25 protein-coding genes are annotated in these 26,560 nt (G+C 72.6%); 6 read left to right on the top strand and 19 right to left on the bottom strand.

Annotated features, from left to right (window positions below; genetic code table 11):
* Positions 1–633: 633 nt before the first annotated feature.
* The 5 genes from O3T09_RS07235 to O3T09_RS07215 all read right to left on the bottom strand — a co-directional run bounded on the left by O3T09_RS07235 (position 634) and on the right by O3T09_RS07215 (position 5,851).
* Positions 634–1,035: a cytochrome c oxidase subunit 4 gene (locus O3T09_RS07235; RefSeq protein WP_070708785.1), complete on the bottom strand. Its 402-nt coding sequence runs from the start codon at positions 1,033–1,035 to the stop codon at positions 634–636.
* The gene (ctaD, locus tag O3T09_RS07230; protein WP_070708784.1) at positions 1,032–2,741 is read right to left on the bottom strand and encodes an aa3-type cytochrome oxidase subunit I; all 1,710 of its coding nucleotides are present in this window, start codon (positions 2,739–2,741) and stop codon (positions 1,032–1,034) included. Before ctaD ends, O3T09_RS07235 begins: the two co-directional genes overlap by 4 nt.
* The gene (gene ctaC, locus O3T09_RS07225; RefSeq protein WP_430753608.1) at positions 2,741–3,658 is read right to left on the bottom strand and encodes an aa3-type cytochrome oxidase subunit II; all 918 of its coding nucleotides are present in this window, start codon (positions 3,656–3,658) and stop codon (positions 2,741–2,743) included. Before ctaC ends, ctaD begins: the two co-directional genes overlap by 1 nt.
* A gap of 278 nt (positions 3,659–3,936) precedes the next feature.
* The gene (erpA, locus tag O3T09_RS07220; RefSeq protein WP_069941919.1) at positions 3,937–4,329 is read right to left on the bottom strand and encodes an iron-sulfur cluster insertion protein ErpA; all 393 of its coding nucleotides are present in this window, start codon (positions 4,327–4,329) and stop codon (positions 3,937–3,939) included.
* Between the two features lie 118 nt (positions 4,330–4,447).
* Positions 4,448–5,851: a dipeptidase gene (locus O3T09_RS07215; RefSeq protein WP_060973664.1), complete on the bottom strand. Its 1,404-nt coding sequence runs from the start codon at positions 5,849–5,851 to the stop codon at positions 4,448–4,450.
* 80 nt (positions 5,852–5,931) lie between these two features.
* Here O3T09_RS07215 and O3T09_RS07210 point away from each other — a divergent pair, with 80 nt between their 5' ends.
* Complete coding sequence (locus O3T09_RS07210) at positions 5,932–6,552, top strand: DUF3043 domain-containing protein (protein WP_069941921.1); 621 nt, start codon at positions 5,932–5,934, stop codon at positions 6,550–6,552.
* Between the two features lie 66 nt (positions 6,553–6,618).
* Here the strand turns inward: O3T09_RS07210 and O3T09_RS07205 are convergent, their stop codons facing one another.
* Complete coding sequence (locus O3T09_RS07205; protein ID WP_069941922.1) at positions 6,619–7,746, bottom strand: quinone-dependent dihydroorotate dehydrogenase; 1,128 nt, start codon at positions 7,744–7,746, stop codon at positions 6,619–6,621.
* Positions 7,747–7,801: 55 nt separating this feature from the next.
* On the opposite strand from O3T09_RS07205, the gene O3T09_RS07200 reads away from it, so the two are divergent.
* On the top strand, positions 7,802–8,911 hold the full coding sequence (locus O3T09_RS07200) for an alpha/beta hydrolase (protein ID WP_069941923.1): 1,110 nt from the start codon (positions 7,802–7,804) through the stop codon (positions 8,909–8,911).
* On the opposite strand, the gene O3T09_RS07195 is transcribed toward O3T09_RS07200, so the two are convergent.
* The 10 genes from O3T09_RS07195 to hrcA form a co-directional block, all read right to left on the bottom strand.
* Positions 8,851–9,714: an isoprenyl transferase gene (locus O3T09_RS07195; protein WP_049161858.1), complete on the bottom strand. Its 864-nt coding sequence runs from the start codon at positions 9,712–9,714 to the stop codon at positions 8,851–8,853. The genes O3T09_RS07200 and O3T09_RS07195 overlap by 61 nt on opposite strands.
* Positions 9,711–10,532 (bottom strand): DNA repair protein RecO, encoded by an 822-nt coding sequence (gene recO, locus O3T09_RS07190; RefSeq protein WP_069941924.1) that lies wholly within the window; start codon positions 10,530–10,532, stop codon positions 9,711–9,713. The genes O3T09_RS07195 and recO overlap by 4 nt, the downstream gene beginning before the upstream one ends.
* Complete coding sequence (gene leuA, locus O3T09_RS07185; RefSeq protein ID WP_144919203.1) at positions 10,529–12,262, bottom strand: 2-isopropylmalate synthase; 1,734 nt, start codon at positions 12,260–12,262, stop codon at positions 10,529–10,531. The genes recO and leuA overlap by 4 nt, the downstream gene beginning before the upstream one ends.
* A gap of 335 nt (positions 12,263–12,597) precedes the next feature.
* Positions 12,598–13,563, bottom strand: coding sequence for a GTPase Era (gene era / locus O3T09_RS07180; RefSeq protein WP_144919204.1), 966 nt, complete (start codon positions 13,561–13,563; stop codon positions 12,598–12,600).
* A 43-nt stretch (positions 13,564–13,606) separates the two neighbouring features.
* Positions 13,607–14,932 (bottom strand): hemolysin family protein, encoded by a 1,326-nt coding sequence (locus O3T09_RS07175; RefSeq protein WP_061867296.1) that lies wholly within the window; start codon positions 14,930–14,932, stop codon positions 13,607–13,609.
* 11 nt (positions 14,933–14,943) lie between these two features.
* Positions 14,944–15,417 carry an rRNA maturation RNase YbeY gene (gene ybeY / locus O3T09_RS07170; protein ID WP_010078622.1) on the bottom strand — a complete coding sequence of 158 codons (474 nt, stop codon included), beginning with the start codon at positions 15,415–15,417 and terminating at the stop codon, positions 14,944–14,946.
* Complete coding sequence (locus O3T09_RS07165) at positions 15,407–16,480, bottom strand: PhoH family protein (RefSeq protein ID WP_036336560.1); 1,074 nt, start codon at positions 16,478–16,480, stop codon at positions 15,407–15,409. The genes ybeY and O3T09_RS07165 overlap by 11 nt, the downstream gene beginning before the upstream one ends.
* Positions 16,481–16,520: 40 nt before the next feature.
* Positions 16,521–17,282 carry a 16S rRNA (uracil(1498)-N(3))-methyltransferase gene (locus tag O3T09_RS07160; RefSeq protein ID WP_041103735.1) on the bottom strand — a complete coding sequence of 254 codons (762 nt, stop codon included), beginning with the start codon at positions 17,280–17,282 and terminating at the stop codon, positions 16,521–16,523.
* Positions 17,279–18,412 (bottom strand): molecular chaperone DnaJ, encoded by a 1,134-nt coding sequence (gene dnaJ, locus O3T09_RS07155; RefSeq protein WP_036317203.1) that lies wholly within the window; start codon positions 18,410–18,412, stop codon positions 17,279–17,281. The genes O3T09_RS07160 and dnaJ overlap by 4 nt, the downstream gene beginning before the upstream one ends.
* Before the next feature lie 75 nt (positions 18,413–18,487).
* The gene (gene hrcA, locus O3T09_RS07150) at positions 18,488–19,501 is read right to left on the bottom strand and encodes a heat-inducible transcriptional repressor HrcA (protein WP_119217268.1); all 1,014 of its coding nucleotides are present in this window, start codon (positions 19,499–19,501) and stop codon (positions 18,488–18,490) included.
* 170 nt (positions 19,502–19,671) lie between these two features.
* Here hrcA and O3T09_RS07145 point away from each other — a divergent pair, with 170 nt between their 5' ends.
* Together O3T09_RS07145 and O3T09_RS07140 are read left to right on the top strand one after the other, a co-directional pair.
* Positions 19,672–20,532, top strand: a complete 861-nt coding sequence (locus O3T09_RS07145) for a DUF3097 family protein (RefSeq protein ID WP_036317197.1) — start codon at positions 19,672–19,674, stop codon at positions 20,530–20,532.
* 94 nt (positions 20,533–20,626) lie between these two features.
* The gene (locus O3T09_RS07140) at positions 20,627–21,046 is read left to right on the top strand and encodes a DUF4870 domain-containing protein (protein WP_002854682.1); all 420 of its coding nucleotides are present in this window, start codon (positions 20,627–20,629) and stop codon (positions 21,044–21,046) included.
* Between the two features lie 15 nt (positions 21,047–21,061).
* Here the strand turns inward: O3T09_RS07140 and hemW are convergent, their stop codons facing one another.
* Both hemW and lepA read right to left on the bottom strand, forming a co-directional pair.
* Positions 21,062–22,342, bottom strand: coding sequence for a radical SAM family heme chaperone HemW (hemW, locus tag O3T09_RS07135; protein WP_036317191.1), 1,281 nt, complete (start codon positions 22,340–22,342; stop codon positions 21,062–21,064).
* Positions 22,343–24,202, bottom strand: a complete 1,860-nt coding sequence (gene lepA / locus O3T09_RS07130) for a translation elongation factor 4 (RefSeq protein WP_036317188.1) — start codon at positions 24,200–24,202, stop codon at positions 22,343–22,345.
* A gap of 111 nt (positions 24,203–24,313) precedes the next feature.
* On the opposite strand from lepA, the gene O3T09_RS07125 reads away from it, so the two are divergent.
* Together O3T09_RS07125 and rpsT are read left to right on the top strand one after the other, a co-directional pair.
* Complete coding sequence (locus tag O3T09_RS07125; protein ID WP_036317185.1) at positions 24,314–24,976, top strand: type II toxin-antitoxin system PemK/MazF family toxin; 663 nt, start codon at positions 24,314–24,316, stop codon at positions 24,974–24,976.
* 195 nt (positions 24,977–25,171) lie between these two features.
* Positions 25,172–25,438, top strand: a complete 267-nt coding sequence (gene rpsT, locus O3T09_RS07120) for a 30S ribosomal protein S20 (protein WP_002854699.1) — start codon at positions 25,172–25,174, stop codon at positions 25,436–25,438.
* A gap of 101 nt (positions 25,439–25,539) precedes the next feature.
* Here rpsT and holA read toward each other — a convergent pair whose 3' ends face one another.
* A complete protein-coding gene (gene holA, locus O3T09_RS07115) occupies positions 25,540–26,559 on the bottom strand; it encodes a DNA polymerase III subunit delta (RefSeq protein WP_269295454.1) in 1,020 nt (339 codons plus the stop codon).
* Between the last annotated feature and the right edge of the window lies 1 nt (position 26,560).

Below are 26,560 nucleotides of genomic sequence, written 5' to 3'. Positions count from 1 at the left end.
ACGAGCAACGCGGGCAAACCAGATGGCCAGCACCGGGCAGTTCCCGTGGCCATCACTGGGCAGTCCTCATGGCCGTCAGCGGGTCATTCCCTGGCCACCTATGGGCAGCTTTTCATGGCCGCTTACAGGCGCCCACCGAAAGTGTCACCCTCACCTCGCCACGTGGACCGTCACAAGCGACGGCCCTGCTGGCCTGCACCCCGTGCGACTCCCCTGCCCGGTCTCTACGTGACGAGGCTCGTTCCGGCCGCTGAGAGCGGCGTAGGAGTCGCGGGCACGGGCATCAACGGGACGCGCGACGGGACGGCCCATTCAAGTGCCGCCGCGGCACGCAGACGTCGTCATGGGCAGCGCGGTGAGGCGCTCCTGGCGCGCCGCTGACTCTGCGCGGCGGTCGATGCCCGGGCCTACGCAGACCACGAGACAGCGGGACGGGCCACCAGGCGAACCCTTCACCCGGGCACCACGCCTGGCCCCCGAGCGGCGAGTAGGCCGGTCGCCGTGACCGGCCCCGCGGCGCAGGAGCTGGCTGCCCGCGACGGCGCCGTGTCGCTCCGCAACACACGCGACATGAAAACGCCGCAGGCCGGACCCCAAGGGGATCCGGCCTGCGGCGTGGGAACGACGGCCGGGTCAGTGGGCGTACTTGCCCCGAGAGAACTCGTAGACCCACCCGAAGGTGAAGTAGGCGGCGGCGACGATGCCGATGATGAAGACCCACCAGCCGACGGCCAGGCCGGTCACGATGATCGCGCAGCCCAGGCCGAGGCCCAGGGGCCACCAGCTCCAGGGAGCGAAGGTGCCGTAGGTGCCGGCGTACTCGACGATCTGACCGTCCTCGTCATCTGCAGGGCCGACGCCGTATTTGTGCTCGGCGGCCCGCAGGTACCAGGCGATCATCCAGGACATCGCGCCCAGGGCGTAGAGGGCCGGGATGCCAGCCCACTCAGTCCACTCGTTCCAGAAGCCGTAGAGGGTTCCGGCGCCCACGAAGAAGAGGCCGATCACCCAGAAGATGTTCGCTGCGACCTTCACCGGGCCACCTTCTCTCCGAAGGCCTTAGTGGTGTGCTGAGGCGAGTGCGGGTAGAGCTCCGGGTGGTGCAGGTCCAGCGCCGGACGCTCCGAGCGGATGCGCGGCAGCGAGTGGAAGTTGTGCCGCGGGGGCGGGCACGAGGTGGCCCACTCGAGCGAGCCGCCGAAGCCCCACGGGTCATCCACGGTGACCTTCTTGCCGTAGCGCGCGGTGATGTACACGTTCCAGAAGAACGGGATCAGCGACGCGCCGAGGACGAAGGAGAAGACCGAGGAGAACGCGTTCATCGCGTGGAAGCTGTCCTCCACCATGTAGTCCGCGTAACGACGGGGCATGCCGATGACGCCGAGCCAGTGCTGGATCAGGAACGTGCCGTGGAAGCCCACGAACAGCATCCAGAACTGGATCTTGCCGAGACGCTCGTTCAGCATCTTGCCGGTGAACTTCGGCCACCAGAAGAAGAAGCCGGCGAACATCGCGAACACCACGGTGCCGAAGACGACGTAGTGGAAGTGCGCCACGACGAAGTACGTGTCGGAGACCTGGAAGTCCAGCGGCGGCGACGCCAGGATGATGCCGGTGAGGCCACCGAAGAGGAAGGTGACCATGAAGCCGAGCGTCCACAGCATCGGGGTCTCGAAGGTGATCGAACCGCGCCACATGGTGCCGATCCAGTTCACGAACTTCACGCCGGTCGGGACCGCGATGAGCATGGTCATCACGGAGAAGAACGGCAGGAGCACGGCGCCGGTCACGTACATGTGGTGCGCCCACACCGTCACGGAGAGCGCGGCGATCGCCGTCGTCGCGAACACGATGGACTTGTAGCCGAAGATCGGCTTGCGGGAGAACACCGGGATGATCTCCGACACGACGCCGAAGAACGGCAGGGCGATGATGTACACCTCGGGGTGGCCGAAGAACCAGAAGAGGTGCTGCCACAGGATGGCGCCGCCGTTCTCCGGGTTGAAGATGTGGCCGCCGAAGCGACGGTCCAGGCCCAGCGCGAAGAGCGCGGAGGCCAGCGGCGGGAACGCCATCATGATCAGGATGCCGGTGATGAGCGTGTTCCAGGTGAAGATCGGCATGCGCCACATCGTCATGCCAGGAGCACGCATCGTCAGGATCGTGGTGATGAAGTTGACGCCGCCCATGATCGTGCCGAAGCCCTGGAGGACCAGACCGAACACCCAGAGGTCACCGCCGACGCCCGGCGAGTACGTGGTGTTGGAGAGCGGGGCGTAGGCGAACCAGCCGAACGAGGCCGCACCCTGCGGGGTGAGGAAGCCCGCGGTCGCGATGAGCGAGCCGAACAGGAAGAACCAGAACGCCAGGGCGTTCAGACGCGGGAAGGACACGTCCGGAGCGCCGATCTGCAGCGGCACCAGCACGTTGGCGAAGCCCACGAAGAGCGGGGTCGCGAACATGAGCAGCATGAGCGTGCCGTGCATGGTGAACAGCTGGTTGTACTGCTCCTTCGTCTGCAGGATCTGCATGCCGGGCTCGAAGAGCTCCGCGCGGATCATGAGGGCCATGACGCCGCCGATGCAGAAGAAGATGAAGGACGTGATCAGGTACATGTACCCGAGCACCTTGTGGTCGGTCGTCGTCAGCCAGCTGACGACGATCTTGCCCAGCGAACGGGGCACCACACGAGGCTGCGCCTGTGAGCGCACCTCATCCGTTGCGTACTCGTAAGTGGTCATCAGTGGCTACCTCCACCGCGGGGGGTCTGGAGATCGCGCTCCATCGTCCCGGCGCCGTCAGGGTTGTTGTTGGGATTGCGGCTGTACTCGTCGCCCACCTGACCCGGCTCCATCTCCTCGAGGCGCTGGACGAACTCCGCCTCGTCGACGACCTCCACGTTGAAGAGCATCTCGGAGTGGGACTCGCCGCACAGCTCGGCGCACTTGCCGTCGTAGCTGCCCAGCTCCTGGGGGGTCAGGTACAGGTGGTTGGTCTTGCCGGGCACCATGTCGCGCTTCTGGAGGAACTGCGGGATCCAGAAGGAGTGGGCCACGTCACGGGACTTCAGCTCGAAGTGCACCGGCACGTCGTTCGGCAGGTACAGGACCGGAAGGGTGTCACGCACGCCCTCGGTGCCGTCCAGCTGGGCCTGGATGCCGGAGTAGTGGGCCTCGATGACCTCGCCGTTCTCCTGCTCGTAGGAGTAGTTGAAGTCCCAGGACCACTGCTTGCCGTACACGGTGACGGTCAGCGGCGAGTCGTCCACGGGGCGGTCGACCTCGGTCTGGACGCGGTCGGTGAAGCCCCAGAGCGTGAAGACCATCAGGATCGGGATGGCCGTGAACATGGTCTCGAGCGGCACGTTGTAGGCCGTCTGCTTCGGGAAGCCCTGGTCGTTCTTGCGACGGCGGTAGGCCACCATGCACCAGATCATGGCGCCCCAGGCCAGCAGGCCGACGGCCATGGCCGCGATCCAGGAGTTCACCCACAGGTCGGTGAGCTGGGCGTTGTGGTTGGTGGTCTCCCGGGTGCCGGGGTACCAGCCGCGCTGGACCTCTGCCGAACAGCCGGTCAGCACCAGGAGCGCCGTGGTGCCCACGGCACCGGCGGTCAAGCGGCGGCGAGTCCGACGTCCGGCGTCATTCTGTGCTCTCACAGACGGCCTTCCTCTTCATCTCGTGTGCGAGGGGCGTCCCCGCTCCCCCGACGATTCGGCGACTTCTCGCAGCGTCCTCGCAGGGAGCACGGGCATGCCCTGATGATTCAGAGCCAGTCTAAGCCGAAACACGCGGATTCACCGCACCGTGACACGGGCGCCTCGTGTCTGGGAGTCGGGTCCGAGCATCCTGGGCACGGTGCCCGGGCACGACGACGGCGGGCCGGCCGAGGCCGACCCGCCGGTTCGCGGTCCGAGGCGCTCCGGGCGCCCGCAGATCAGTGGAAGGAGTCGCCGCAGGCGCACGAGCCGCCCGCGTTGGGGTTGTCGATCGTGAAGCCCTGCTTCGAGATGGTGTCCTCGAAGTCGATGGTCGCGCCCATGAGATAGGGCACGCTCATCTTGTCGACGATCACCTCGACCCCGTCGTAGTCACGGACGGTGTCGCCGTCGAGGACGCGCTCGTCGAAGTAGAGCTGGTAGATCAGGCCCGAGCAGCCGCCCGGCTGCACGGCGACGCGCAGCCGCAGGTCCGTGCGGCCCTCCTGCTCGAGCAGCGAGCGCACCTTGCCGGCCGCCACGTCGGTCAGCTCGACCTCGTGCGGGGGCAGGGCCTCGGCGTCCTGGGTCGCGCCGATCTCGACGCCGGTCTCCTCTGCGGACAGAGCCATCGTGACCTCCTCAGATCATGGGGCGCGGACGGGGCCGTCACGCGCGTGTGGTCTCCCGGGCAACACTAGCCGCCCACGGAGCATTCCCGGCCCGCCGCACCGACGGGCCGGGCGGCGCTCACGCGGAGAGCCGCGCGAGCCAGAGCGCCTCGGCCACGACGGCCCGCTTGAAGTCGTCGATGTGCAGCGACTCGTTGGCCGAGTGCGCCCGCGTGTCCGGGTCCTCCACGCCCGTGATGAGGAGGGTGGCCTCCGGGAAGACCTCGGCGAGGTCCGCGGTGAACGGGATGGAGCCGCCCATGCCGATCGCCCGGGGCTCGACGCCCCAGGCGTCCTCCAGGGCCGCCATCATCGCGGCCGCGGCGGGGGCCGAGGTGTCCGTCGTGAACGGTTGGCCGAACTCCCCCGCGGTGACCGTGATCTCCGCGCCGAGCACCGCCGCGGACTGCGCCTCCAGGTGGGTGCGCAGCGCCTCGAAGGCCTCCGCGGGCTCCATGCCGGGGCCCAGGCGCAGCGAGAACTTCGCGCGCGCCGCGGGCTGGATCGTGTTCGAGGACTCCGCGACCGAGGGCGCGTCGATCCCGATGATGCTCAGCGCGGGAGCGTTCCACAGCCGGTCCGCGACCGGGCCGCGGCCGGCCAGGGTCACCCCGTCCAGCACGCCCGCGTCCGCACGGAAGACGTCCTCGGGGTAGTCCAGGCCCGCGGTCTGCCGCGGCTCGAGGCCGGGCACGGCGACCGCGCCGTCCGCGTCGTGGAGCGTGGCGATCAGCCGCGAGAGCAGGACGACGGCGTCCAGGACCGGCCCGCCGAACATGCCGGAGTGCACGGCGTGGTCGAGCACCCGGACGGTCACCGTGCCGTCCACCAGCCCACGCAGGGAGGTGGTCAGCGCGGGCTCCCCCACGGCCCAGTTGGACGAGTCCGCGACCACGATCGCGTCGGCGTCGAGGCGCGCCCGGTGCTTCTCCAGGAAGGTGCGGAAGGTGGGCGAGCCGGCCTCCTCCTCGCCCTCGATGAAGACGCGGACGCCGACGCCGGCGTCGGGCAGGACGTCCCGCAGGGCGGCGAAAGCGGCGAGGTGGACCATGATGCCGGCCTTGTCGTCGGCGGCGCCGCGGCCGTACAGCCGCCCGCCGCGCTCGGTGGCCACGAGCGGCGGGGTGTCCCAGAGGTCCTCGTCCCCGATCGGCTGCACGTCGTGATGGGCATACAACAAGACGGTGGGCTTGTCAGAGGCGCCGGGCTTCTCGCCGATCACCGCCGGCCCACCGGGCCGGTCGTCGTCGCGGGTCTCGGTCACGATCTCCACCTCCTGCAGGCCCGCCTCGCGCAGCAGGCCCGCGACGGCCTCGGCGGACCGCTCGAGCTGGGTGCGGTCCGCGGAGTCCCAGGCGATGCCCGGGATCGCCACGAGGTCGGTGAGGGTCTGGAGGGTCGTCGGGAAACGGGCCTCGACGGCCTCACGGACGGCGGAGACGAGGGCCGCGTCCTGCGGCGCACGGGAGGTGATGTCAGTCATGACGGCCAGCGTAGACGGCGGCCGAGCCGAGGGCCGCGCCTCCGGGCGGGCCGGACGCGCCCCACCACTAGACTGGAGGGGTGTTCAAGCGAGACAAGACCCCCGAGACCGCGCCCGCCCCCTCGACTCACGGCTCCTCGGCTGCTCCCGCCGAGGGCGCCGTGTCCGGGGCCGCGCCGAGCGACCGCTCGCAGGGCAAGAAGGGCCCGACTCCGCGGCGCCGCGACCAGGAGGCCGCGCGCCGTCGCACCCTGGTCCCCGAAGATCGCAAGGCGGCTCGCAAGGCCGAGCGTCAGGCGATGGCCCAGGAGCGGATGCGCCAGCGCGCCGCGCTGGAGACCGGGGACGAGCGCGGTCTCCCGGCACGCGACAAGGGGCCGCAGAAGCGCTGGGTCCGTGACTACGTGGACGCGCGGACCGGGATCGGCGAGTGGCTCATGCCCGTCGTCTTCGCCTACGTCCTGCTCATGTTCATCCCCGGTCGCGAGGCGCAGTTGATCCTGATGATCAGCCTGTACGTCCTCGTGGCCCTCGTGCTCATCGAGAGCTTCCTGGTCAGCCGGCACATCAAGAAGGGCCTCACGGAGCGCTTCGGCACGCCGGAGTCCGGGACCGGCTTCTACGGCATCATGCGGGCCCTGCAGTTCCGCCGCCTGCGTCTGCCCAAGCCCCAGGTCAAGCGGGGCGAGTACCCCGCCTGAGACGACACCGCGCCACGGCCCGGACCCCGGTGGGTCCGGGCCGTCGCGTCCCCGGCGAGCAGACCGTCAGCCCCGCAGGGACCGGGCCAGCCCGGCGGTGATCCGGCCGGACCAGAACGGGCCCTCGTACAGGAACGCCGTGTATCCCTGGACGAGGTCCGCGCCCGCGTCGAGCCGGGCCTGGACGTCGTCGGCGTCCGTCACCCCGCCCACGCTGACGACGGCGGTGCCCGTCGGCAGCGCCGCCCGCAGGACCTCCAGCACCCGCATCGACCGCTCCTGCAGCGGGGCGCCGGACAGGCCGCCCGCGCCCAGGGCGTCCACGTCGGCACGCGGGGTGCGCAGACCCTCCCGGGAGACGGTCGTGTTGGTCGCGATGACGCCGTCCAGCCCGAGGCGCTCGGCGAGCGCCCCGACGGCGCGCACGTCGTCGTCCGCCAGGTCCGGGGCGATCTTCACGGTCAGCGGCACGCGACGGCCCGGGACCGCACGGTCGGCCTCCTCGCGCACCGCCGTGAGGATCGGCTCCAGCGCGTCGATCTCCTGCAGCTGGCGCAGCCCCGGCGTGTTCGGGGAGGACACGTTGACCGTCAGGTAGTCGGCGTGGGGCGCGAGCAGGCGGGTCGAGGCCCGGTAGTCGTCCGCCGCGTCCTCGAGCGGGACCACCTTGGTCTTGCCGATGTTCACGCCCAGGACCGGCCGGGCCGGGCCGAAGCGGCGCTCCAGCGTCTGCCGGGTCCGCGCCAGGCGGGGGGCGACGGCCGCCGCGCCGTCGTTGTTGAAGCCCATGCGGTTGACCAGCGCCCGGTCGTCCACGAGACGGAACAGTCGGGGCTGCGGGTTGCCGGGCTGCGGCTGCGCCGTGATCGTGCCGACCTCGATGTGGCCGAACCCGAGGTCGGCCACGGCGGCGGTCCCCCGGCCGTCCTTGTCGAACCCTGCGGCCAGGCCGAAGGGCGTTGGGAACCGCAGGCCCATGACCGTGCGCGCGAGCATCGGGTCCGGGCGGAAGGCGGCGCGCAGGGCGGCGGACGCCCCGGTGCGCTCGGCCAGCCGGATCGCGTCGAAGCCCCGATGATGCGCCCGCTCCGCGTCCATGCCGCCGAACACGGCACGGAAGAAGGGCGGGTACAGGCGAGGCGCGCGGGAGGTCAGGAGGCCGTCGACGGCGGACTTGGGATCAGGCAGCTGCATGCCCCCATCCTCGCACGGGCCTCCCGCCCGCCCGGGGTCCTCCTAGAGTGGTCGGATGGCCCGTGACCCGCTCCAGCCGCCGCCCCCGGACCCCTCCGCCCCGCACGGCGCACCCGCCGGCGGACCGACGGAGGAGGACACCCGCCCGTTCCTCGACGATCCGCCGGGCCTGGGCTGGGTCCCGGACGGGCTGCCGGGCTTCGAACGATGCACGCTCGGCCTCGACACCGATGAACAAGGACAGAACCTTGTCACAGTGGTGCGTCCGCGCACCGACGCCGCCCGTGACCCGGCCCGGCGACCCATCCTCTCGGTGCACGGCTGGAGTGACTACTTCTACAACGCCCCGCTCGCCCGCGCGTTCGAGGCCGCCGGCTACGCCTTCCACGCCGTCGACCTCCGCCACTACGGCCGCTCGCTGCGCACGGGACAGACGCCCGGCTGGACGGACGACCTGGCCCGCTACGACGCGGACCTCGAGGCCGCGTTCGAGACCATCGCCCAGGACCACCCGCTGCCGCCCATCCTCATGGGACACTCCACCGGCGGGCTGATCGCCGCGCTGTGGGCGGACCGGAATCCCGGCCGCCTCGCCGCGCTCGTGCTCAACAGCCCGTGGCTGGAGATGCAGGGCAGCGCGGGGGTGCGCCTGCTGGCGAAGTCCATCGTGGGGCCCGTCTCCGCCATGAAGCCCTACGCCATGCTCACGCTGCCGCGCATCGACCACTACTGGCGCACCCTCTCGGACCAGGCCGAGGGCGAATGGGACCTGCACCCGCTCTGGCGTCCCCCGCACGCGTTCGAGGTGCCGGCCGCCTGGCTGAGCGCGGTCCTCTCGGGGCACCGGGCCGTGGCCGGGCGGCTCGACGTCACCGTGCCGATCCTCGTGCTCGTCTCCGCGCGCGGGCATCGGGGCACGTCCTACGCCGAGGCGATGCTGACCTCGGACATCGTCCTGGACCCCGACGCCATGGCCCGCCGCTCCCTGCGGCTCGGCGACCGGGTGACCGTCCACCGGCTCCCCGACGCGCTGCACGACGTGTTCGCCTCCCCCGCGTCGGTGCGCGAGGCGGCCGGTGCCGCGACGCTCACGTGGCTGGGGGCCTACGCGCCGCCGTCGGCGTCCGAGGCCGAGTCCGGCGCGCCGGACGACGGCGCCGGCTGAGGGGTGTCCACGGCGCCGCCGTAGCGGCGGTCCCGTCGGGCGTAGGTCTCGACGGCGGCCCACAGGGTCCGCCGGTCGACGTCCGGCCACAGCACGTCCAGGAACAGCAGCTCCGCGTAGGCGGACTGCCACAGCAGGTAGTTGGACAGGCGCTGCTCCCCCGAGGTCCGCAGGAACAGGTCCACGTCCGGGACGACGTCGACGTCCTGACCCGTGCGGAAGCCGCGGTCGAGGTAGCGGGTGATGACGTCCTCGCTGATCTCCCCCGGCCGCATCCGGCCGGCCCGGACCTCCTCGGCGATGGCCTGGACGCCGTCCAGGATCTCGGCGCGGCTGCCGTAGTTCACGCACATGTGCAGGGTGGTGCCGGTGTTGTGGCGCGTGAGCTCCTCGGCCTCCTGCAGCTCCCGGATCACGGGGGTCCAGAGGCGCGGGGCCCGCCCGTTCCACCGGATCCGCACGTTCCACGAGTGCAGGGTGTCCCGCTGCCGGCGCAGCACGTCCCGGGAGAAGCCCATGAGGAAGCGGACCTCCTCCGCCGAGCGCCGCCAGTTCTCCGTGGAGAACGCATACGCGGACACGTGGCCGATCCCCAGCTCCACCGCCCCGGCGACGACGTCCAGCAGCGCCGCCTCGCCGGCCCGATGGCCCTCGGTGCGGGGCAGGCCGCGCTGGTTGGCCCACCGTCCGTTGCCGTCCATCACGATCGCCACGTGCCGGGGCACGAAACGCGGGTCGATCCGCGGGGCGACCGCACCCGAGGGGTGCGGCGGTGGGGGCTGCGGGGCTCGGTCGGCGCTCATGGTCTCCTCTCGACGCGCGGGGCGGGGAGGCCGAGGTCCTGGTCCAGGACGGACAGGGACACCAGGCGCCGCTCGGCGTGGAACTGCAGGTACGCCGCCACGATACCGGCCGCCTCGCGGCGGGCGGGGGCCCCGGAGGCGTCCGCGGTGGCCCAGTCCCCCGCCGCGAGGGCCGAGAGCAGGTCGAGGGTCTCCGGGGCCGGGTGAGCGGCACCGGGCGGCCTGCACTCGGGGCAGACGGCCCCGCCGAGGCCCACGTGCAGTGCCGTGTGCGGGCCGGGGGCGCCGCAGCGGGCGCACCGGTCGAAGGTCGGGGCCCAGCCGGCCTGGGCGAGCGCGCGCAGCAGGAACGAGTGCAGGATCAGGCGCGGGTCGTGCGCGCCGCGGGCCAGCGCGGCCAGCGCGCCGTGGAACAGGCGGTACTGGGCGCGCCGGCCGTCGTCGTCGACCGCGGGGACCCGCTCGACGGCCTCGGCGAGGGCGCCGGCGACGGTGTAGGCGTCGTAGTCAGCGGCCAGCATCGTTGCGTACGGGTGCAGCAGCTGCGCCTGGCTCACGGTGTGCAGCTCCCCCCGGCCGCGTGCGAGCTGGAGCGTGGAGTGCATGAACGGCTCCACCACCGAGCCCAGCCGGGAGGAGGTCTTGCGCACCCCCTTGGCCACGGCCCGGACCAGGCCGTGCTCGGGGGTGAGCGCCTCGATGATGCGATCGGCCTCCCCCAGACGGTGGGTGCGCAGCACGATGGCCTCGGTGCGGAACGAGTTCGCCGCGTAGCCGCCGTGCCGCGCACCCCGCCGGGAGGAGCCGGAGCCGCTCACGCGCGCAGGGCGCGGTTCACCGCGGACACCACGGCCTTCAGCGAGGCGGTGGTGGTGTTGTGGTCCAGGCCGACGCCCCAGAGGACACGGTCGCCCACGGCCGCCTCCACGTAGGCGGCGGCCATGGCCGCGCCGCCCTCGGACAGTGCGTGCTCGGAGTAGTCGAGCACGCGGACGTCCACGCCCTCCTCGCCGAGGATGCGCAGGAACGCGTCGATCGGGCCGTTGCCCTGCGCCGTGCGGGTCTGCGTGACGCCGTCGACCTCGAGCTCGGCCTCCATCCGGAACGCGCCGTCCTCACCGGAGGCCGAGGAGACCGAGCGGAGCCGGTAGCGGCCCCACTGCGCCTCCGCCGCGTCGGCGGGCAGGTACTCGTCCTGGAACACGCGCCACAGGTCGGCGCCGGAGACCTCGCCGCCCTGGGAGTCGGCCAGATCCTGGATGACGTGGGAGAACTCGATCTGCGCGCGGCGCGGCAGGTCCAGATTGTGCTCGGACTTGAGCAGGTAGGCGACGCCGCCCTTGCCGGACTGCGAGTTCACCCGGATGACGGCCTCATAGGAGCGGCCGATGTCCTTCGGGTCGATGGGCAGGTACGGCACGGCCCACGGGATGCCGTCCACGTCCGTGCCGGCCGCCTTCGCGTCGACCTCCATCGCCTCGAAGCCCTTCTTGATGGCGTCCTGGTGTGAGCCGGAGAAGGCCGTGAAGACGAGGTCGCCGCCCCAGGGCGAGCGCTCGGGCACGGCCAGCTGGTTGCAGTACTCGACCGTGCGCTTGATGTGGTCCATGTCGGAGAAGTCGATCATGGGGTCGATGCCCTGCGAGTACAGGTTCATGCCCAGCGTCACCAGGTCGACGTTGCCGGTGCGCTCGCCGTTGCCGAACAGGCACCCCTCGATGCGGTCCGCCCCGGCCAGGTAGCCCAGCTCGGCGGCGGCCACGCCCGTGCCGCGGTCGTTGTGCGGGTGCAGGGAGAGGATGAGCGAGTCGCGGTGCTCCAGGTTGCGGTGCATCCACTCGATCGAGTCGGCGTACACGTTCGGGGTGGACATCTCCACCGTCGCCGGCAGGTTCAGGATCATCTTGCGGTCGGTGGAGGCCTCCAGGACCGTGGCCACCTCGTCCGAGATGCGCCGGGCGAACTCGAGCTCGGTGCCCGTGTAGGACTCGGGCGAGTACTCGTAGGTGATCTGCGTGCCCCTCAGCTGCTCCTCGAACTTCTTCACCAGGCGCGCGCCGGAGGTCGCGATGTCCACGATCCCGTCCTCGTCCTGCCGGAACACCACGCGGCGCTGCAGCACCGACGTCGAATTGTACAGGTGCACGATGGCCCGGTCGGCGCCCTCGAGCGCCTCGAAGGTGCGCTCGATCAGGTGCTCACGGGACTGGGTGAGGACCTGGATGGTGACGTCGTCCGGGATGTGGTCGCCCTCGATGAGCTGACGGACGAAGTCGTAGTCGGTCTGCGAGGCGGACGGGAAGCCGACCTCGATCTCCTTGAAGCCCATGCCGACGAGCAGCTGGAACATGCGCAGCTTGCGCTCGGGGCCCATGGGGTCGATCAGGGCCTGGTTGCCGTCGCGCAGGTCCACGGCGCACCACAGCGGCGCCTTCTCGATGACCTTGTCCGGCCAGGTGCGGTCCGGCAGGGCGACCTCGATCTGGTCCTGGAACGGGACGTACTTGTGGAACTTCATCCCCGACGACTTCTGCAGGTGAGCGCTCATGCGTGTTCTCCCTCGACGTGCGCGCGGCGGGCGCGCGAAAGGTGGGTGGTCGGTGGCCGGACCGGGAGGTCAGGGGCTCCGCACGGGGTGTCCGGTCCGGTGGGAGGCGTCCTGCCTCCGCATGCGCTCAGGCGGCGTGGATCACGGCCTGGCACGGGGACCCCGTGCGGCCGGGAAGTAGCAGGCGGGCCGTGGCCGGCGCTGTCGTCGCGAGGCGGAGGGACATGCCCCGACCCTAGCACCGAGGTGGGCCGGGCCACAGGAGGCCGTCCCCGTGTGACGCACGACGACGGCGGCCCGCTCCGGCGCGTGCGCGCCCGGGTCGGGCCTCCGGCTCAGAAGCCGAGTCGGCCGAGCTGTTTGGGGTCGCGCTGCCACTCCTTGGCGACCTTGACCCGCAGGTCCAGGTGCACCTTGGTGCCGAGCATGCGCTCGATGCCCGCCCGCGCCTGCGCGCCGATCTCACGCAGCCGGGAGCCGCCCTTGCCGATGATGATGCCCTTCTGGCTGTCCCGCTCGACGAAGACGTTCGCCCACACGTCCATGAGGGGCCGATCCGCGGGGCGGTCCTCGCGCAGGGACATCTCCTCGACCACCACGGCCACCGAGTGCGGCAGCTCGTCGCGCACTCCCTCCAGGGCCGCCTCCCGGATGAGCTCGGCGACCATGACCGCCTCCGGCTCGTCCGTGAGCTCGCCGTCGAGGTACAGGGACGGCCCGGCCGGCAGCAGGCCCGCGAAGACGCCCAGGACGTCGTCGACCTGGCGGCCGGCCACCGCCGAGACCGGCACGACGGCCGCGAAGCCCTCCCCGCCGTTCTCCGGCCCGAGGACCTCGTCGCCCAGCGCGGTCACGGCCACGAGCTGCGCCATGAGCTGCTCCGGGCCCACCTTGTCCGTCTTCGTCACCACGGCGACCACCGGGGTGCGGTGCAGGTACGAGAGCTGCTGGGCGATGAACCGGTCGCCGGGACCGATCGCCTCGTCGGCCGGCAGGCACATGCCCACGGCGTCGACCTCGTTGAGCGTCTCCGCCACGAGGTCGTTGAGGCGCTCGCCGAGCAGGGTGCGGGGCCGGTGCAGGCCCGGGGTGTCCACGAGCACGAGCTGGAAGTCCTCGCGGTGGACGATCCCGCGGATGGTGTGGCGCGTGGTCTGCGGCTTGGAGGAGGTGATCGCCACCTTCTCCCCCACCAGCGCGTTGGTGAGCGTGGACTTGCCGGCGTTCGGCCGGCCCACGAGCGAGACGAAGCCGGAACGGAAGCCGTCCGCGGCGCGGGCCGGATCGACGAGATCGGTCATGGGGTCATCCTTGTCAGGCGGGGCGTGGGGTGGGGCGGCCGGCTCAGGCCACGGGGTCGGCGGGTGCGGCGCCGTGGGCCTGCTCCTCGCGCCGGCGCAGCCGCACCGGGCGGTCGGGGGTCTCGGAGACGCGCAGGCGCGCGACCCGGTTGCGGCGGGGCTCGAGGGTGTCCGCGACGAGCTCGATCCCCTGGACCACGACGCGCGAGCCCTGGATCGGGACGCGGCCGAGCTCCTTGGCGAGGAGGCCGCCGACCGTGTCGACGTCGTCGTCCTCGTCCTCCTCCGGCAGCTCGAACTCCTCCCGGAAGTCGTGGATGCCCATGCGCGCGTCGACGGAGTAGACGCCGGGCGCGACGAACTCCACCTCGGGGCGGTCCGGCTGGTCGTCCTCGTCGTAGATCTCCCCGACGATCTCCTCGATGAGGTCCTCGAGGGTCACGAGCCCCGCAGTGCCGCCGTACTCGTCCACCACCACGGCCACGTGGGTGGACTCGCGCTGCAGCTCCTGCAGGAGGGTGGCCACGGACTTCGACTCGGGGACGAAGCGGACGTCGCGCATGACCTCGGTGACGGGGGTGTCGGTCGCAGCGCCGTCGTGGTGCAGGGCGCGGGTGACGTCCTTGAGGTGCAGCATGCCCCGGATGTCGTCGGCGTCCTCGCCGATCACCGGGATGCGGGAGTTGCCGGAGCGCAGGAACAGGGCCATGGCCTGCCCGAGCGTGTGGTCGGCGTCGATCGTGACGACGTCGGTGCGCGGCACCATGACGGAGCGGACGATGGTGTCGTTCATGGAGAACACCGACTGGATCAGCTCCGCCTCGGAGTCGGCGAGCACGTCCGCGTCGTGGGCGCGGGCGACGAACTCGCGCAGGTGGCGCTCCTGGAAGTCGTCCTCGTCCTCCGGCTCGACCTCGCGACGGCGCCGGTCCCGGTCCAGGCGGGCGGCGAGCGGGCCCAGGGCCCGGCGGAGCACCCACACGAGGCCGCCCAGGCGGCGGGCGACGGCGGCCTCGTTGCGGGAGCCGATCGGCCGCGGGCTCCAGACGCCCAGCAGGGCGGCCACGCCCACGAGCACGACCGCGGCGATCGCCACGGCGAGCCACGTGTCGTCCACCACCGCGTCGGCGGCCGCGGTCAGGCAGACGGCCGACAGGGCCTCGGCCACGAAGCGCCAGACCCGCAGGGCGCCGAGGTGGCTCTCCCGCTCGCGGGCGATCTCCAGGACCTTGGAGCCGGGCCGCTCGCGGACGATGTCCTCCGCGTCCCGCCGGGAGAGGTAGGAGAACGCGGACTCGGCCAGGGACAGCGTCCAGGTCAGGCCGAGGAAGACCAGGAAGAGGGCGAAGAGGACGGCGGGTGTCAGCATGGGCGGTGCCGTCAATCCTCGACGGTGGGGGCCGGGGCGGGCCGGCCGAGGACCTCGGAGACGAGCCGATCCTGGAGCGTGAACATCTCCTCGCGCTCGGCGTCCTCGACGTGGTCGTACCCGAGCAGGTGGAGCATGCCGTGGGTGAGCAGCAGGAGCAGCTCATCGTCACGGGAGTGCCCGCCGCGCGCCGCCTGCTCGGCGGCGACCTCGGGGCAGAGCACGACGTCGCCCAGCACGCCCTCGGCCGGCGCCTCGGGCGAGCCGGGGGTCAGCTCGTCCATGGGCAGGCTCATCACGTCGGTGGGCCCGGGCAGGTCCATCCACTCCTCGTGCAGCTCGGCCATGCGTGCGGCGTCCACGACGGTCACGGCCGTCTCGGCGCGCTCGTGGACGTGCAGGCGCGCGTACACGTGCCGGGCCATGCGCAGCAGCGCGTCCTCGGGGACCTCGATCCCCGACTCGTTCAGGATCTCAACGGCCACGGCGGGCCCCTCCTCGCTTCTGGGACCGCTCCGCGGGGCCGCGGGCGGCGTCGTAGGCGTCCACGATGGCGCTCACCAGCGAGTGCCGGACCACGTCCGAGGAGTCGAAGCGGACCATCTCCAGTCCCTCGATCCCCTCGAGCACCTCGACGGCTTGGGCCAGGCCGGACTGGGTGCCGCGCGGCAGGTCCACCTGCGAGGTGTCGCCCGTGACGACCATGCGCGCACCGAAGCCGAGGCGGGTCAGGAACATCTTCATCTGCTCGCCGGTGGTGTTCTGGGCCTCGTCGAGGATCACGAACGCGTCGTTCAGGGTGCGGCCGCGCATGTACGCCAGCGGGGCGACCTCGATGGTCCCGGCCTCCATCAGCCGCGGGATCGACTCGGGCTCGATCATGTCGTGCAGCGCGTCGTACAGGGGGCGCAGGTACGGGTCGATCTTCTCGGAGAGCCCGCCGGGCAGGAAGCCGAGCCGTTCGCCGGCCTCGACGGCCGGGCGGGTGAGGATGATCCGGTTGACCTCCTTGGCCTGCAGCGCCTGCACCGCCTTGGCCATCGCCAGGTAGGTCTTGCCGGTGCCGGCCGGGCCGATGCCGAAGACGACGGTGGAGCGGTCGATCGCCTCCACGTAGTCCTGCTGGTGCAGGGTCTTCGCGCGGATGCGGCGGCCCCGGCCCGAGAGGATCGAGTCCAGGTGCAGCTGACCCGCGCCGCGCCCGGTGGCGGCGTCGCGGACGTGGTGGACCACCTGGCCCATCACCTCGGGGGTGACGGCCTGGTCGCGGCGGGCGATCGAGCGCAGGTCCTCGACGACGCGCCGCACCGTGGCCACCTCGGCCACCGGCCCGGCCAGGTCCAGCCGCTGGTCGCGGACCGTGACGTCCACGGTGGGGAACACGCCGCCGAGGATCCGCAGCAGGGCGTCCTGCGGTCCGAGCGTGCGGACCATGAGGTCGGCGGACTCGAACGCCACCCCCTCGTGCGCGGTGGCGGGCGGGGTCGGGGTCGTGGGGGGCACGGTCACGATGGGGCGGATCACCTCGGGGTCGCGGGGGCGGGACATCCCGACCAGTCTAGGCGTCGGCGCGCCGTCCTGCCGGGGCTCACCAGCGGCCGAGCCGGTGCTGGAGCACGGCGAGGGCGGCGGGGCCGGCCGTGGAGGCGCGCAGCACGTGCGGGCCGAGCCGCACCGGCACGGCCCCCGCGGCCACGCAGGCCTCGAGCTCGGCCGGGCCGATCCCGCCCTCGGGGCCCACGACGACGGCGATCTCGACGGCCGCGGAGAGTCGCTCCGCCGGCACCGCGGACACCCCGTGCTCCGCGTCCTCGTGCAGCACGAGGACGAGCCGGCCGCCGTCGTCGTCCCAGGCCAGCCCGGCGACCGCCGTCCCGGAGACGTGGTCCCGGACCGCGGGCACCCGGGCGCGACGCGCCTGCTTGGCGGCCGCGCGGGCCGTGTCCGCCCACTTCTGGCGGGCCTTGGCGGCCTTGGGGCCCTTCCAGCGGACGATCGAGCGCTCCGCCTCCCAGGGCACCACGGCGTCCACGCCGAGCTCGACGGCGGCCTGGACCGCCATGAGGTCCCGGTCGCCCTTGGCGAGGGCCTGGACGAGCACGAGCGCCGGGGTGGGCGCCGGCTCCTCCGCCACCGCGTCCAGCCGCACGGACACCGCGTCCGGGGCGGCCGCGAGCACGGTGCCGTGGCCGAGCGTGCCCGACCCGTCGGCCAGGAGCACGGCCTCCCCGGGGGCCAGGCGCATGGCCGCGGCGGCGTGCCGGGCCTCGGCGCCGTCGAAGACGACCTCCGCGCCCGCGCTCGCGCCGGCCAGGGCGCCCGGCTCGAGGTGGAACAGGGGGGCGGTCACAGGTTCCTCAGGTTCTCCCGCAGCCGGGCGAACATGCCCTTGGCCTGGGGTGCGCCGTGCACGACCTCCTCGCCGCGCACCTCGGCCAGGCGCTCCAGGAGCTGGCGCTGCTCGTCGTCCAGGTCGGTGGGCGTGGTGACCACCACGTCCACCTTGAGGTCGCCACGGCCCTGCCCGCGCAGGCGACCGACGCCCAGGCCGTGGAGGACCTCGACGTGGCCGGACTGCACGCCCGGGTCCAGGCTGAGGGACTGCTTGCCGTCCAGGGTGTCCAGCGTGACGGTGGTGCCCAGGGCCGCGGCGGCCATGGGGACGGTCACGGTGGTGGCCAGGTGGTCGCCCTCGCGGCGGAAGGTCTCGTCCGGGCGGACCGCGATCTCCACGTAGAGGTCGCCGTTCGGGCCGCCGCCCGGGCCGGCCTCGCCGCGGCCGGCGAGGTGGATGCGGGTGCCGTCGTCCACGCCCGCGGGGATGCGCAGGGTCAGCGGCGTCCGGGTGCGGACGCGGCCCTGCCCGTCGCACTCGTGGCAGGGCGTCGGGATGACGGTGCCGAACCCCTGGCAGGCGGGGCAGGCCTCGGTGGCCATGACGGTGCCCAGCAGCGACCGCACGGGGCGCTGGATCATGCCGTGGCCGTGGCAGGTCTGGCAGGTCTCCGGCTGGGTGCCGGGCTCGCAGCACGAGCCCTCACACCGATCGCAGCGCACGGCCGTGTCCAACTCGATCGTCTGCTCGCCGCCGAAGACGGCGTCGCGCAGGTCGATCCGCGCGGTCACGAGGGCGTCCTGGCCGCGGCGGGCGCGGCTGGCGGGGCCGCCGCGGCCGCCCTGGCCGGCGGCGTTCATGAAGGTCTCGAAGATGTCGGCGAAGCCCCCGAAGCCGCCCGCCCCGCCGAAGCCGCCCGGGAAGCCGGCCTGGCCGTTCTCATTGCCCGTCGTGTCGTAGGCCCGGCGCCGGCCCTCGTCCGAGAGCACCTCGTAGGCGTGGGAGATGCGCTTGAACTGCTCGGCCGCCTCCGGGTCGGGGTTGACGTCCGGGTGATGGGTGCGCGCGAGCTTGCGGTAGGCGCGGCGGATCTCCTCGGTGCTGGCGTCACGGCTGACGCCGAGCGTCTCGTAGTGGTCGGTCACGGTGGGGATTCCTCTCGGGGAGAGCGGGACGTGGGGCGATGCGGGACGGGGCCCGCCAGGACGCGCGGAGGCGCGTCAGGTGGTCAGGATGCGGGAGAGATAGCGGGCGATCGCCCGGACGGCGGCCATGGTGCCCGGATAGTCCATCCGGGTCGGACCGATGACACCGACCTTCGCCACGGCGCCGGGGCCGTAGGCGGCTGCGACCACCGAGGTGTCCGCGAGCGATCCGACGTTCTCGGACCCGATCCGCACGGACACCCCGTGGGCGTCCTGCTCCATCTCCGTGAGCAGGCGCAGCAGCACCACCTGCTCCTCGAGCGCCTCCAGGATCGGCCCGATGGACGCGCCGAAGTCCCCCGGGGAGCGGGCCAGGTTGGCGGTGCCGGCCAGGACGATGCGGTCCTGCCGACCGGCCTCGAGCAGGTCGTGGACGGCCGCGGCCACGAGGGCGGCGGACTGCTGGTGCTCCGGGCGGACCCGGGTGACGACGTCGTCCACCACGGTGGCCGCCTGCACCGGACCGAGCCCCAGCAGGGCGTCCAGCAGGAGGCCGCGGAGCACGGACAGCTCCGCCTCCTCGACCGGACGGTCCAGCACGGCGTGCCGCTGGTCCACCCGTCCCGTGGACAGGATGAGGACCACGAGCACGCGCGTGGGTGTGAGGGAGACCAGTTCGAGGTGGCGGATCGTGGAGCCGTCCTCGTGGGGGAACTGCGCGACGGCGACCTGCTGGGTCAGCTGGGCCAGGAGGCGCACCGTGGACTCCATCATGTGCTCGGTGTCCGTCTCCGGGTCCAGCAGGGTCCGCACGGCCCGGCGCTCGGCGGGGGACAGCGGCTTCACCTCGGAGAGGCGGTCGACGAACACGCGGTAGCCCTTGTCCGTGGGGACGCGCCCGGCGGAGGTGTGCGGGGCCACGATGAGGCCCTCCTCCTCGAGCGCAGCCATGTCGTTGCGCACGGTCGCGGAGGACACGCCCAGGGCGTGCCGTTCCACGAGCGCCTTGGAGCCCACGGGCTCGCGCAGCGCCACGTAGTCCTCCACGATCGCCTGGAGCACCTGCAGGCGGCGGGGCTGCTCCGACATCTCGGTCCTCCTCTGGTCCGTCGGGATCCGGGGCGACCCCGGAGGTGCCCCTGGCTGGCACTCCGGCGGGTCAAGTGCCAATGCTACCGTCCGACCCGGGGGACGACCCGACCGGCCCGCACGGCTTCGCTCACGGTGATCGCCCGCCCCCGTTGCTACCGTGCTCTCCCATGGACTGGAGCAGCTGGGGCCCCGCGGGCCACGACGACCTGACGCGCCGCCCCGCCCGGACCGTCCCCGATGTGCCCGCCACCCCCGGCACGGTGGTCGAGGACGTGGCCTCCGGGTTCACCGGGGCCGTGAGCGGCATCGAGCGCTCCGGCGGCGTGCACGTGGTGGTCCTGGAGGACCGCCGCGGCGTGCGCCGCGGCTTCCCCCTCGGCGGCGGCTTCTGGATCGACGGCGAGCCCGTGACCCTGGTCCCCCCGACCGCCGCGGCCCCGGCGGCGCCGGCCCGCACCGCCTCCGGCTCGCGACGGGTCGAGGGGGCGCGGGCCCGCACTGCCCGCGCCTCTCGCATCTGGGTGGAGGGCGTGCACGACGCCGAGCTGGTGGAGAAGGTGTGGGGCGAGGACCTGCGCCTCGAGGGCATCGTCGTGGAGCCCCTGCACGGCGTGGACGACCTCGCCGGGGCGATCCGTGCGTTCGCCCCCGGTCCGCGGCGCCGGCTCGGGATCCTCGTGGACCATCTCGTCACCGGGTCCAAGGAGGAGCGCCTCGCGGCCGAGGCCATGCGCGTGCCGGGGGCCGCGGGCAACGTGCTCATCCTCGGTCACCCCTACGTGGACGTCTGGCAGGTCATCAAGCCCTCCGTCTTCGGCATCCCCGCGTGGCCCGTCGTGCCGAAGGGGCAGGACTGGAAGACGGGGATCCTGCGGGGACTGGGCTGGCCGCACGGGAGCAAGGAGGCCACGGGGCTGGGGTGGAAGCGGCTGCTCTCCCACGTCACCACGTACGCGGACCTCGAGCCGTCCCTGCTGGGCCGCGTGGAGGAGCTCATCGACTTCCTCACCGCCGCACCCGAGCACTGATCTCGGCGCGGCCCCCGCCCGCCCGCGCTATGCTGGCCCATGCCCTGCGCCCGGTCCCCGGCGCGCGGGTCCCGCGATCCAGGAGGAGCCCCTCGTGAACACCCGCGCGCAGCCCGACGCCGGCCGCACCGGCCACGGCCCGCCCGCCTGGCTCGTCTCGGCCGGCGGCCGCGGCGCCCCGCTCACGGCGAAGCAGGACCGTGACCGCGCGGCGCTGGCCCATCTCAGTCTGGCGTTCGGCGTGCTCGGCCCGCTGGTCGTGTGGCTGCTCTATCGCGACCGCGGCCCGTTCACCTCGCAGGAGTCGCGGGAGGCCCTGAACTTCTCCGGGCCGCCCACGCTCATCACGCTCCTGTTCTTCTTCCTGTCCCTGTTGCCGGTGGTCGGCCCGATCTTCGCGATCCTCGGCGCGCTCACGTGGGCCGCCATGGCGGTCTACGGCGTGATGGGCGCCTCGCACGTGTCCAAGGGCCGTCCGTTCCGGTACCCGTTCAACCTGCGCATCCTGCGCTGACCCGGGGTCGGCCGGTCAGAAGCCGGCCAGCGCCCGGACGATCGCGTCGTTGCGCAGCCGCCCCTCGAGCGTCGGGATGATGCGCCCGTCGACGGCGGCGCGCCCGTCCAGCAGGCCCGCGGCGATGAGTTCGGCGATCGCCCCGCGGATCCGCGCGGCCTCCCCCGGCGTCTCCGAGACGAGCTCCGCGGTCGGGAGCCCGCCCACCGTGCGCACCGCGAGCATGATGCGCTCGAGGCGCCGCGCGTCGGCGTCGGGCCGCTCGCGGCCGACGGCGGGGGTGACCCCCGTGGCCAGCCGCTGCGCGTAGGCGGCGGGGTGCTTGGCGTTCCAGAACCGGACGCCGGCGAGGTGCGAGTGCGCGCCCGGGCCGATCCCCCACCAGTCCTGGTCCTCCCAGTACGCCACGTTGTGCCGCGCGCGGTGGACCCCGGACCCCCGCGGATCCCGCGCCCAGTTGGACACCTCGTACCAGCGGTAGCCGGCGGCGCTGAGCAGCTCCTCGGCGAGCAGGTACTTGTCCGCCTGGTCGTCGGGGTCCACGTCCGCCACCTCGCCGCGGGCCACCTGGGCCCCGAGCTTGGTGCCCTCCTCCACGATCAGCGAGTACGCGCTCACGTGGTCCGGGGCCAGGACGACTGCGGCCTCGAGCGTGGCCCGCCAGTCGGCGAGGGACTCCCCCGCGGTCCCGTAGATCAGGTCCAGGGACACCTCCAGGCCGGCCTCGCGGGCCGCGGCGACGGCGGCGGGGACGGACTCGGGCCGATGGGTGCGCTCGAGCGTGGCGAGCACGTGCGGCATCGCGGACTGCATGCCCAGGGAGAGGCGGGTGAAGCCGCCGGCCGCGAGCTGGCGGGCGTACTCCGGGGTGATCGTGTCCGGGTTGGCCTCGGTGGTCACCTCCGCGCCGGGCGCGATCCCGAACCGGTCCACCGCCGCCTGGAGGATGCGCACGAGGTCCGCGGCCGGCAGGAGCGTGGGCGTGCCGCCGCCGAAGAACACCGTGTGCAGCGGGCGGGCGGGCACGTCCGAGGACGCGAGCACGTCCGCGGCGAAGTCCAGCTCCGCGACCGCCGACTCCCAGTAGTCGCCGCGACCCGCGCCGGGGCCAAAGTCGACGGCCGTGTACGTGTTGAAGTCGCAGTAGCCGCAGCGCACCGTGCAGAACGGCACGTGGACGTACAGGCTGAAGGTGCGCGCCGCGCCGTCGCGGGCGGCCGCGCGCACCCGCTGCCCGACGTCGGCCGGCAGCCGGCCGTCGTCGGGGACGGGCTCGCCGAGGGGCAGGGCGGGCACTTACTTCTTCGCGGCCTGGTCGGCGCCGGCGCCGTCCGAGGATAGGGCGGCGATGAAGGCCTCCTGCGGGACCTCGACCCGGCCGACCATCTTCATGCGCTTCTTGCCCTCCTTCTGCTTCTCGAGCAGCTTGCGCTTGCGGGAGATGTCTCCGCCGTAGCACTTGGAGAGCACGTCCTTGCGGATCGCGCGGATGTTCTCGCGGGCGATGATGCGCGAGCCGATGGCGGCCTGGATCGGCACCTCGTACTGCTGGCGCGGGATCAGCTCCTTGAGCTTGCCCGTCATCATCACGCCGTACGCGTAGGCGTTGTCCCTGTGGGTGATGGAGGAGAACGCGTCCACCTGTTCGCCCTGGAGCAGGATGTCCACCTTGACGAGGTCGGCGACCTGGTCGCCGTCGGCCTTCCAGTCCAGCGAGGCGTACCCCTTGGTGCGGGACTTGAGCTGGTCGAAGAAGTCGAACACGATCTCGGCCAGGGGGATCCAGTAGCGGATCTCCACGCGTTCCTCGGAGAGGTAGTCCATGCCCTTGAGGTTGCCGCGCTTGGCCTGGCACAGCTCCATGACGGCGCCGATGAACTCCGCCGGCACGATGATCGTGGCCGAGGCCATGGGCTCGCGCACCTCGAGGATCTTGCCCTCGGGGAACTCGGAGGGGTTGGTCACGGTGACGACCTCACGGTCCTCCCGGGTGACCTCGTAGACCACGTTGGGCGCGGTGGAGATGAGATCGAGGTCGAACTCGCGCTCGAGGCGCTCGCGCACGATCTCCAGATGCAGCAGACCGAGGAAGCCGACGCGGAAGCCGAAGCCCAGCGCGACCGAGGTCTCCGGCTCGTAGACGAGCGCGGCGTCGTTGAGCTTGAGCTTGTCCAGGGCGTCACGCAGCACGGGATAGTCCGAGCCGTCGATGGGATACAGGCCCGAGAACACCATGGGCTTGGGGTCCTCGTAGCCACCCAGGGACTGCTCCGCCGGGTGGGCGTGGTTGGTGACCGTGTCGCCCACCTTGGACTGACGCACGTCCTTCACGCCGGTGATGAGGTAGCCCACCTCGCCCGCGGCCAGACCGTTCGTGGGCACGGGCTCCGGGGAGGAGACGCCGATCTCGAGGAGCTCGTAGGTGGTGCCCGTGGACATCATGCGGACCTTCTCCCGCGGGGAGAGCCGGCCGTCCACGACGCGCACGTACGTGACGACGCCCCGGTAGGTGTCGTACACGGAGTCGAAGATCATCGCGCGGGCCGGGGCGTCCGCGTCCCCCTCCGGGCCGGGGATGGCGCGGACCACGCGGTCCAGCAGGTCCTCGACGCCGACGCCCGTCTTGCCGGAGACGCGCAGCACGTCCTCGGGCTCGCAGCCGATCAGGGAGGCCAGCTCGGCCGCGTAGCGGTCCGGATCCGCGGCGGGCAGGTCGATCTTGTTGAGCACGGGGATGATCTCCAGCTCGTGCTCCATGGCGAGGTAGAGGTTCGCCAGGGTCTGGGCCTCGATGCCCTGGGCGGCGTCCACCAGCAGGATCGCGCCCTCGCACGCGGCCAGCGAGCGGGAGACCTCATAGGTGAAGTCCACGTGCCCGGGGGTGTCGATCATGTTCAGGGCGTAGTCCACCCCGTCCACGGACCAGGGCATGCGCACGGCCTGGGACTTGATGGTGATGCCGCGCTCACGCTCGATGTCCATGCGGTCCAGGTACTGGGCCTTCATGTCGCGGGGCTGCACGACGCCGGTGGCCTGCAGCATGCGGTCCGCCAGCGTGGACTTGCCGTGGTCGATGTGGGCGATGATGCAGAAGTTGCGGATCACCGAGGGGTCGGTGGCAGCGGGCACCGGGGGGTTCGACGCCAGGGGCGACACGGGCACTTCCTCTACGGGTGACGGGGACGGGACTCTGACCGCCTAGTCTCTCATGATCCGCCGCCGACCCGACCCGGACGCCGGGCCCGCGCGTCCACTAGATTCACGCCCATGGCCTTCGACCTGCATCGCGCCCTGTCCCTCGGCCGCCGGACGGCACGCCTGATCGGCGCCCTCCGCGACGACGCCCGGCCGCGTCGAGCCGCCTCTGAGGCCGGTCGACGGGCCGGCGAACGGAGCGGCCCGTCGCCCTTCCCGGGCCCGCCCGGGCCTCCCGGGCCCGCGTGGGACCCCACGGAGCCCACCGACTCGTGGCCGATGCCCGGGCCCGGGCAGGAGCGCCGGCCCCGGCGACAGGACACCGACCGCCACGTGTCCCTGCCGGACTTCACCGGGACCGTCCGCGTCGAATACGCGCCCGCGCCCGGGCCGACGGCCGGGCCGGGCGAGGTCGTGTGGACCTGGGTGCCGTACGAGGAGATGGACGGCCGGGGCAAGGACCGCCCCGTGCTCCTGATCGGCCGGGACGGGGCGCTCCTGCTCGGGCTCATGCTGACCAGCCGGGACCGGAACAACGCGCTGACCCGCGACGAGGACTACGTGGACGTGGGCGCAGGCGCCTGGGACCGGTCCGGCCGCGCCTCGGAGGTGAAGCTGGACCGGGTGGTCCGCGTGGATCCGGCCGCGGTGCGCCGGGAGGGCGGCGTCCTGGACCGGGCGGCCTTCGACCGGGTCACGGCCGCGCTGGCCCGCGCCCGGAGGCGGGTGCGCTGAGTCGGCCGCGCGGATCGCGGGGTCTGGGTGGTAGGATCGTCCGCATTGTGTCCGCCGGTCGACGGGCACCCCCGGAACGGGTCATCATCGGTGTTCCCCACGCCGCTCAGTCCACGGATCCGGGCACCCTCCACGACCCCCTGTTCATGCGGCGCCCGGACCCTCGTCCGCGCCGCCGACGACGAAGGACCCGATTTGGCTAACATCAAGTCCCAGAAGAAGCGCATCCTCACCAACGAGAAGGCGCGCCAGCGCAACGTCGCGGTGAAGTCCGAGCTGAAGACCGCCATCCGCGCCGTGGACAAGGCCGTCGCCGCCGGCGAGGCCGAGGCCGCCGCCGCCGCCCTGCGCACCGCCTCCCGCAAGCTGGACAAGGCCGCCTCGAAGGGCGTCATCCACAAGAACCAGGCCGCGAACCGCAAGTCCGGCATCGCCGCCCGCGTGAAGGCCCTCCTCGGCTAATCCACGCCCCCGGCTGTGACCGCGGCCCCCGCCCCGAGCGATCGGTGCGGGGGCCGTTTCGTGTCCGGGCTGCCCCCGTGGGGTGCCGTCCGGCGGCGCCGTCAGCGGCTGACGGCGGTGGCCACGCGGATGACCGCGCGCTCGACGGCGAACTCCGGGTTGCGGGAGGCGCCCTTGGCCTCGGCGTCGGCCTGGGCGATCCACTCCACGGCCTGCGCGATGCCGGCCGCCGTCCAGTGCCGCGCCGCCTGCTGGATGTAGCGCACCTGGAACGGGGCCACCCCGAGCAGGGACGGCAGCTCGGCGGCGGGCCGGCGGGCGTCGATCATCCGCGCCACCTGCCGCACCTTGAGCGCGAGCGCCGCGGTGATCATCACCGGGTGGACGCCGGTGGCCATCGCGTGCCGCACGAGGGACACGGCCCTCGCCGCCTGCCCCTCGAGCGCCGCATCGGCCACCGCGAAGCTCGTGGCCTCCACGCGGCCGCTGTAGTAGGTGTCCACGGTCTCGACGGTGACGACGCCCTCGGTGTCGTCGACGAGCTGGGCGCACGCGGCCGCGAGCTCCGTGAGCGAGGCGCCGGTGGCGCGGATGAGCGCGCGGGCCGCCTCCTCGTCGATGCGCCGACGCCGGTCGCGGAACTCGGCCTGCACGAAGGCCAGCCGCTCCTCGTCCTTCTTCAGCGGCACGCACTCGACCACCGTGCCGGCCTGGGCGACGGCGTCCAGCAGCTTCTTGCCGCGGTTGCCGCCGGTGTGGCGCAGCACGAGCGTGACGTCGTCCGCGCCGGGGCCCTGCTGGACGAGGCGCAGGGCGTCCTCGAGGAACGCGTCGTTCATGGCCTCGAGGCCCTCGACCGTGATGAGGGTGGGCTCGGCGAAGAGGGACGGGCTGGCCGCGGTGGCCAGCTGGCCGGGCTGGTACTCCCCCGCGCGGAGCCGGTGGATCTCCAGCTGGCCGTGGCGCTCGCGCAGAGCCTGGGTCACGCGGTCCGTCACCCAGCGGGCGGCATGGTCCTCGGGTCCCTTGAGGAGCATGAGCGGGGCGGGCTCGGCTCGCCGCCAGGCCAGCGGGTCGGTGCGGCCGGCTCGGCCGGAACGGGGGCTGCGGGCGGCGGACATG

The sequence above is a fragment of the Micrococcus sp. H39-S4 genome (assembly GCF_027158145.1).
In the GTDB taxonomy this organism is placed as follows: Bacteria; Actinomycetota; Actinomycetes; order Actinomycetales; family Micrococcaceae; genus Micrococcus; species Micrococcus luteus.
The sequence above is the reverse complement of the archived record's forward strand: the minus strand, read 5'-3'. Positions and strand labels throughout refer to the sequence as shown.

Bases quoted from the DNA above. Each gene is read 5' to 3' on its own strand.
- ctaD (WP_070708784.1), bottom strand. From the start codon at position 2,741: ATGACCACTTACGAGTACGCAACGGATGAGGTGCGCTCACAGGCGCAG.
- erpA (WP_069941919.1), bottom strand. From the start codon at position 4,329: ATGGCTCTGTCCGCAGAGGAGACCGGCGTCGAGATCGGCGCGACCCAG.
- O3T09_RS07215 (WP_060973664.1), bottom strand. From the start codon at position 5,851: ATGACTGACATCACCTCCCGTGCGCCGCAGGACGCGGCCCTCGTCTCC.
- O3T09_RS07205 (WP_069941922.1), bottom strand. From the start codon at position 7,746: ATGCAGCTGCCTGATCCCAAGTCCGCCGTCGACGGCCTCCTGACCTCC.
- O3T09_RS07200 (WP_069941923.1), top strand. From the start codon at position 7,802: ATGGCCCGTGACCCGCTCCAGCCGCCGCCCCCGGACCCCTCCGCCCCG.
- O3T09_RS07195 (WP_049161858.1), bottom strand. From the start codon at position 9,714: ATGAGCGCCGACCGAGCCCCGCAGCCCCCACCGCCGCACCCCTCGGGT.
- leuA (WP_144919203.1), bottom strand. From the start codon at position 12,262: ATGAGCGCTCACCTGCAGAAGTCGTCGGGGATGAAGTTCCACAAGTAC.
- era (WP_144919204.1), bottom strand. From the start codon at position 13,563: ATGACCGATCTCGTCGATCCGGCCCGCGCCGCGGACGGCTTCCGTTCC.
- O3T09_RS07175 (WP_061867296.1), bottom strand. From the start codon at position 14,932: ATGCTGACACCCGCCGTCCTCTTCGCCCTCTTCCTGGTCTTCCTCGGC.
- O3T09_RS07165 (WP_036336560.1), bottom strand. From the start codon at position 16,480: ATGTCCCGCCCCCGCGACCCCGAGGTGATCCGCCCCATCGTGACCGTG.
- hrcA (WP_119217268.1), bottom strand. From the start codon at position 19,501: ATGTCGGAGCAGCCCCGCCGCCTGCAGGTGCTCCAGGCGATCGTGGAG.
- O3T09_RS07145 (WP_036317197.1), top strand. From the start codon at position 19,672: ATGGACTGGAGCAGCTGGGGCCCCGCGGGCCACGACGACCTGACGCGC.
- O3T09_RS07125 (WP_036317185.1), top strand. From the start codon at position 24,314: ATGGCCTTCGACCTGCATCGCGCCCTGTCCCTCGGCCGCCGGACGGCA.
- holA (WP_269295454.1), bottom strand. From the start codon at position 26,559: ATGTCCGCCGCCCGCAGCCCCCGTTCCGGCCGAGCCGGCCGCACCGAC.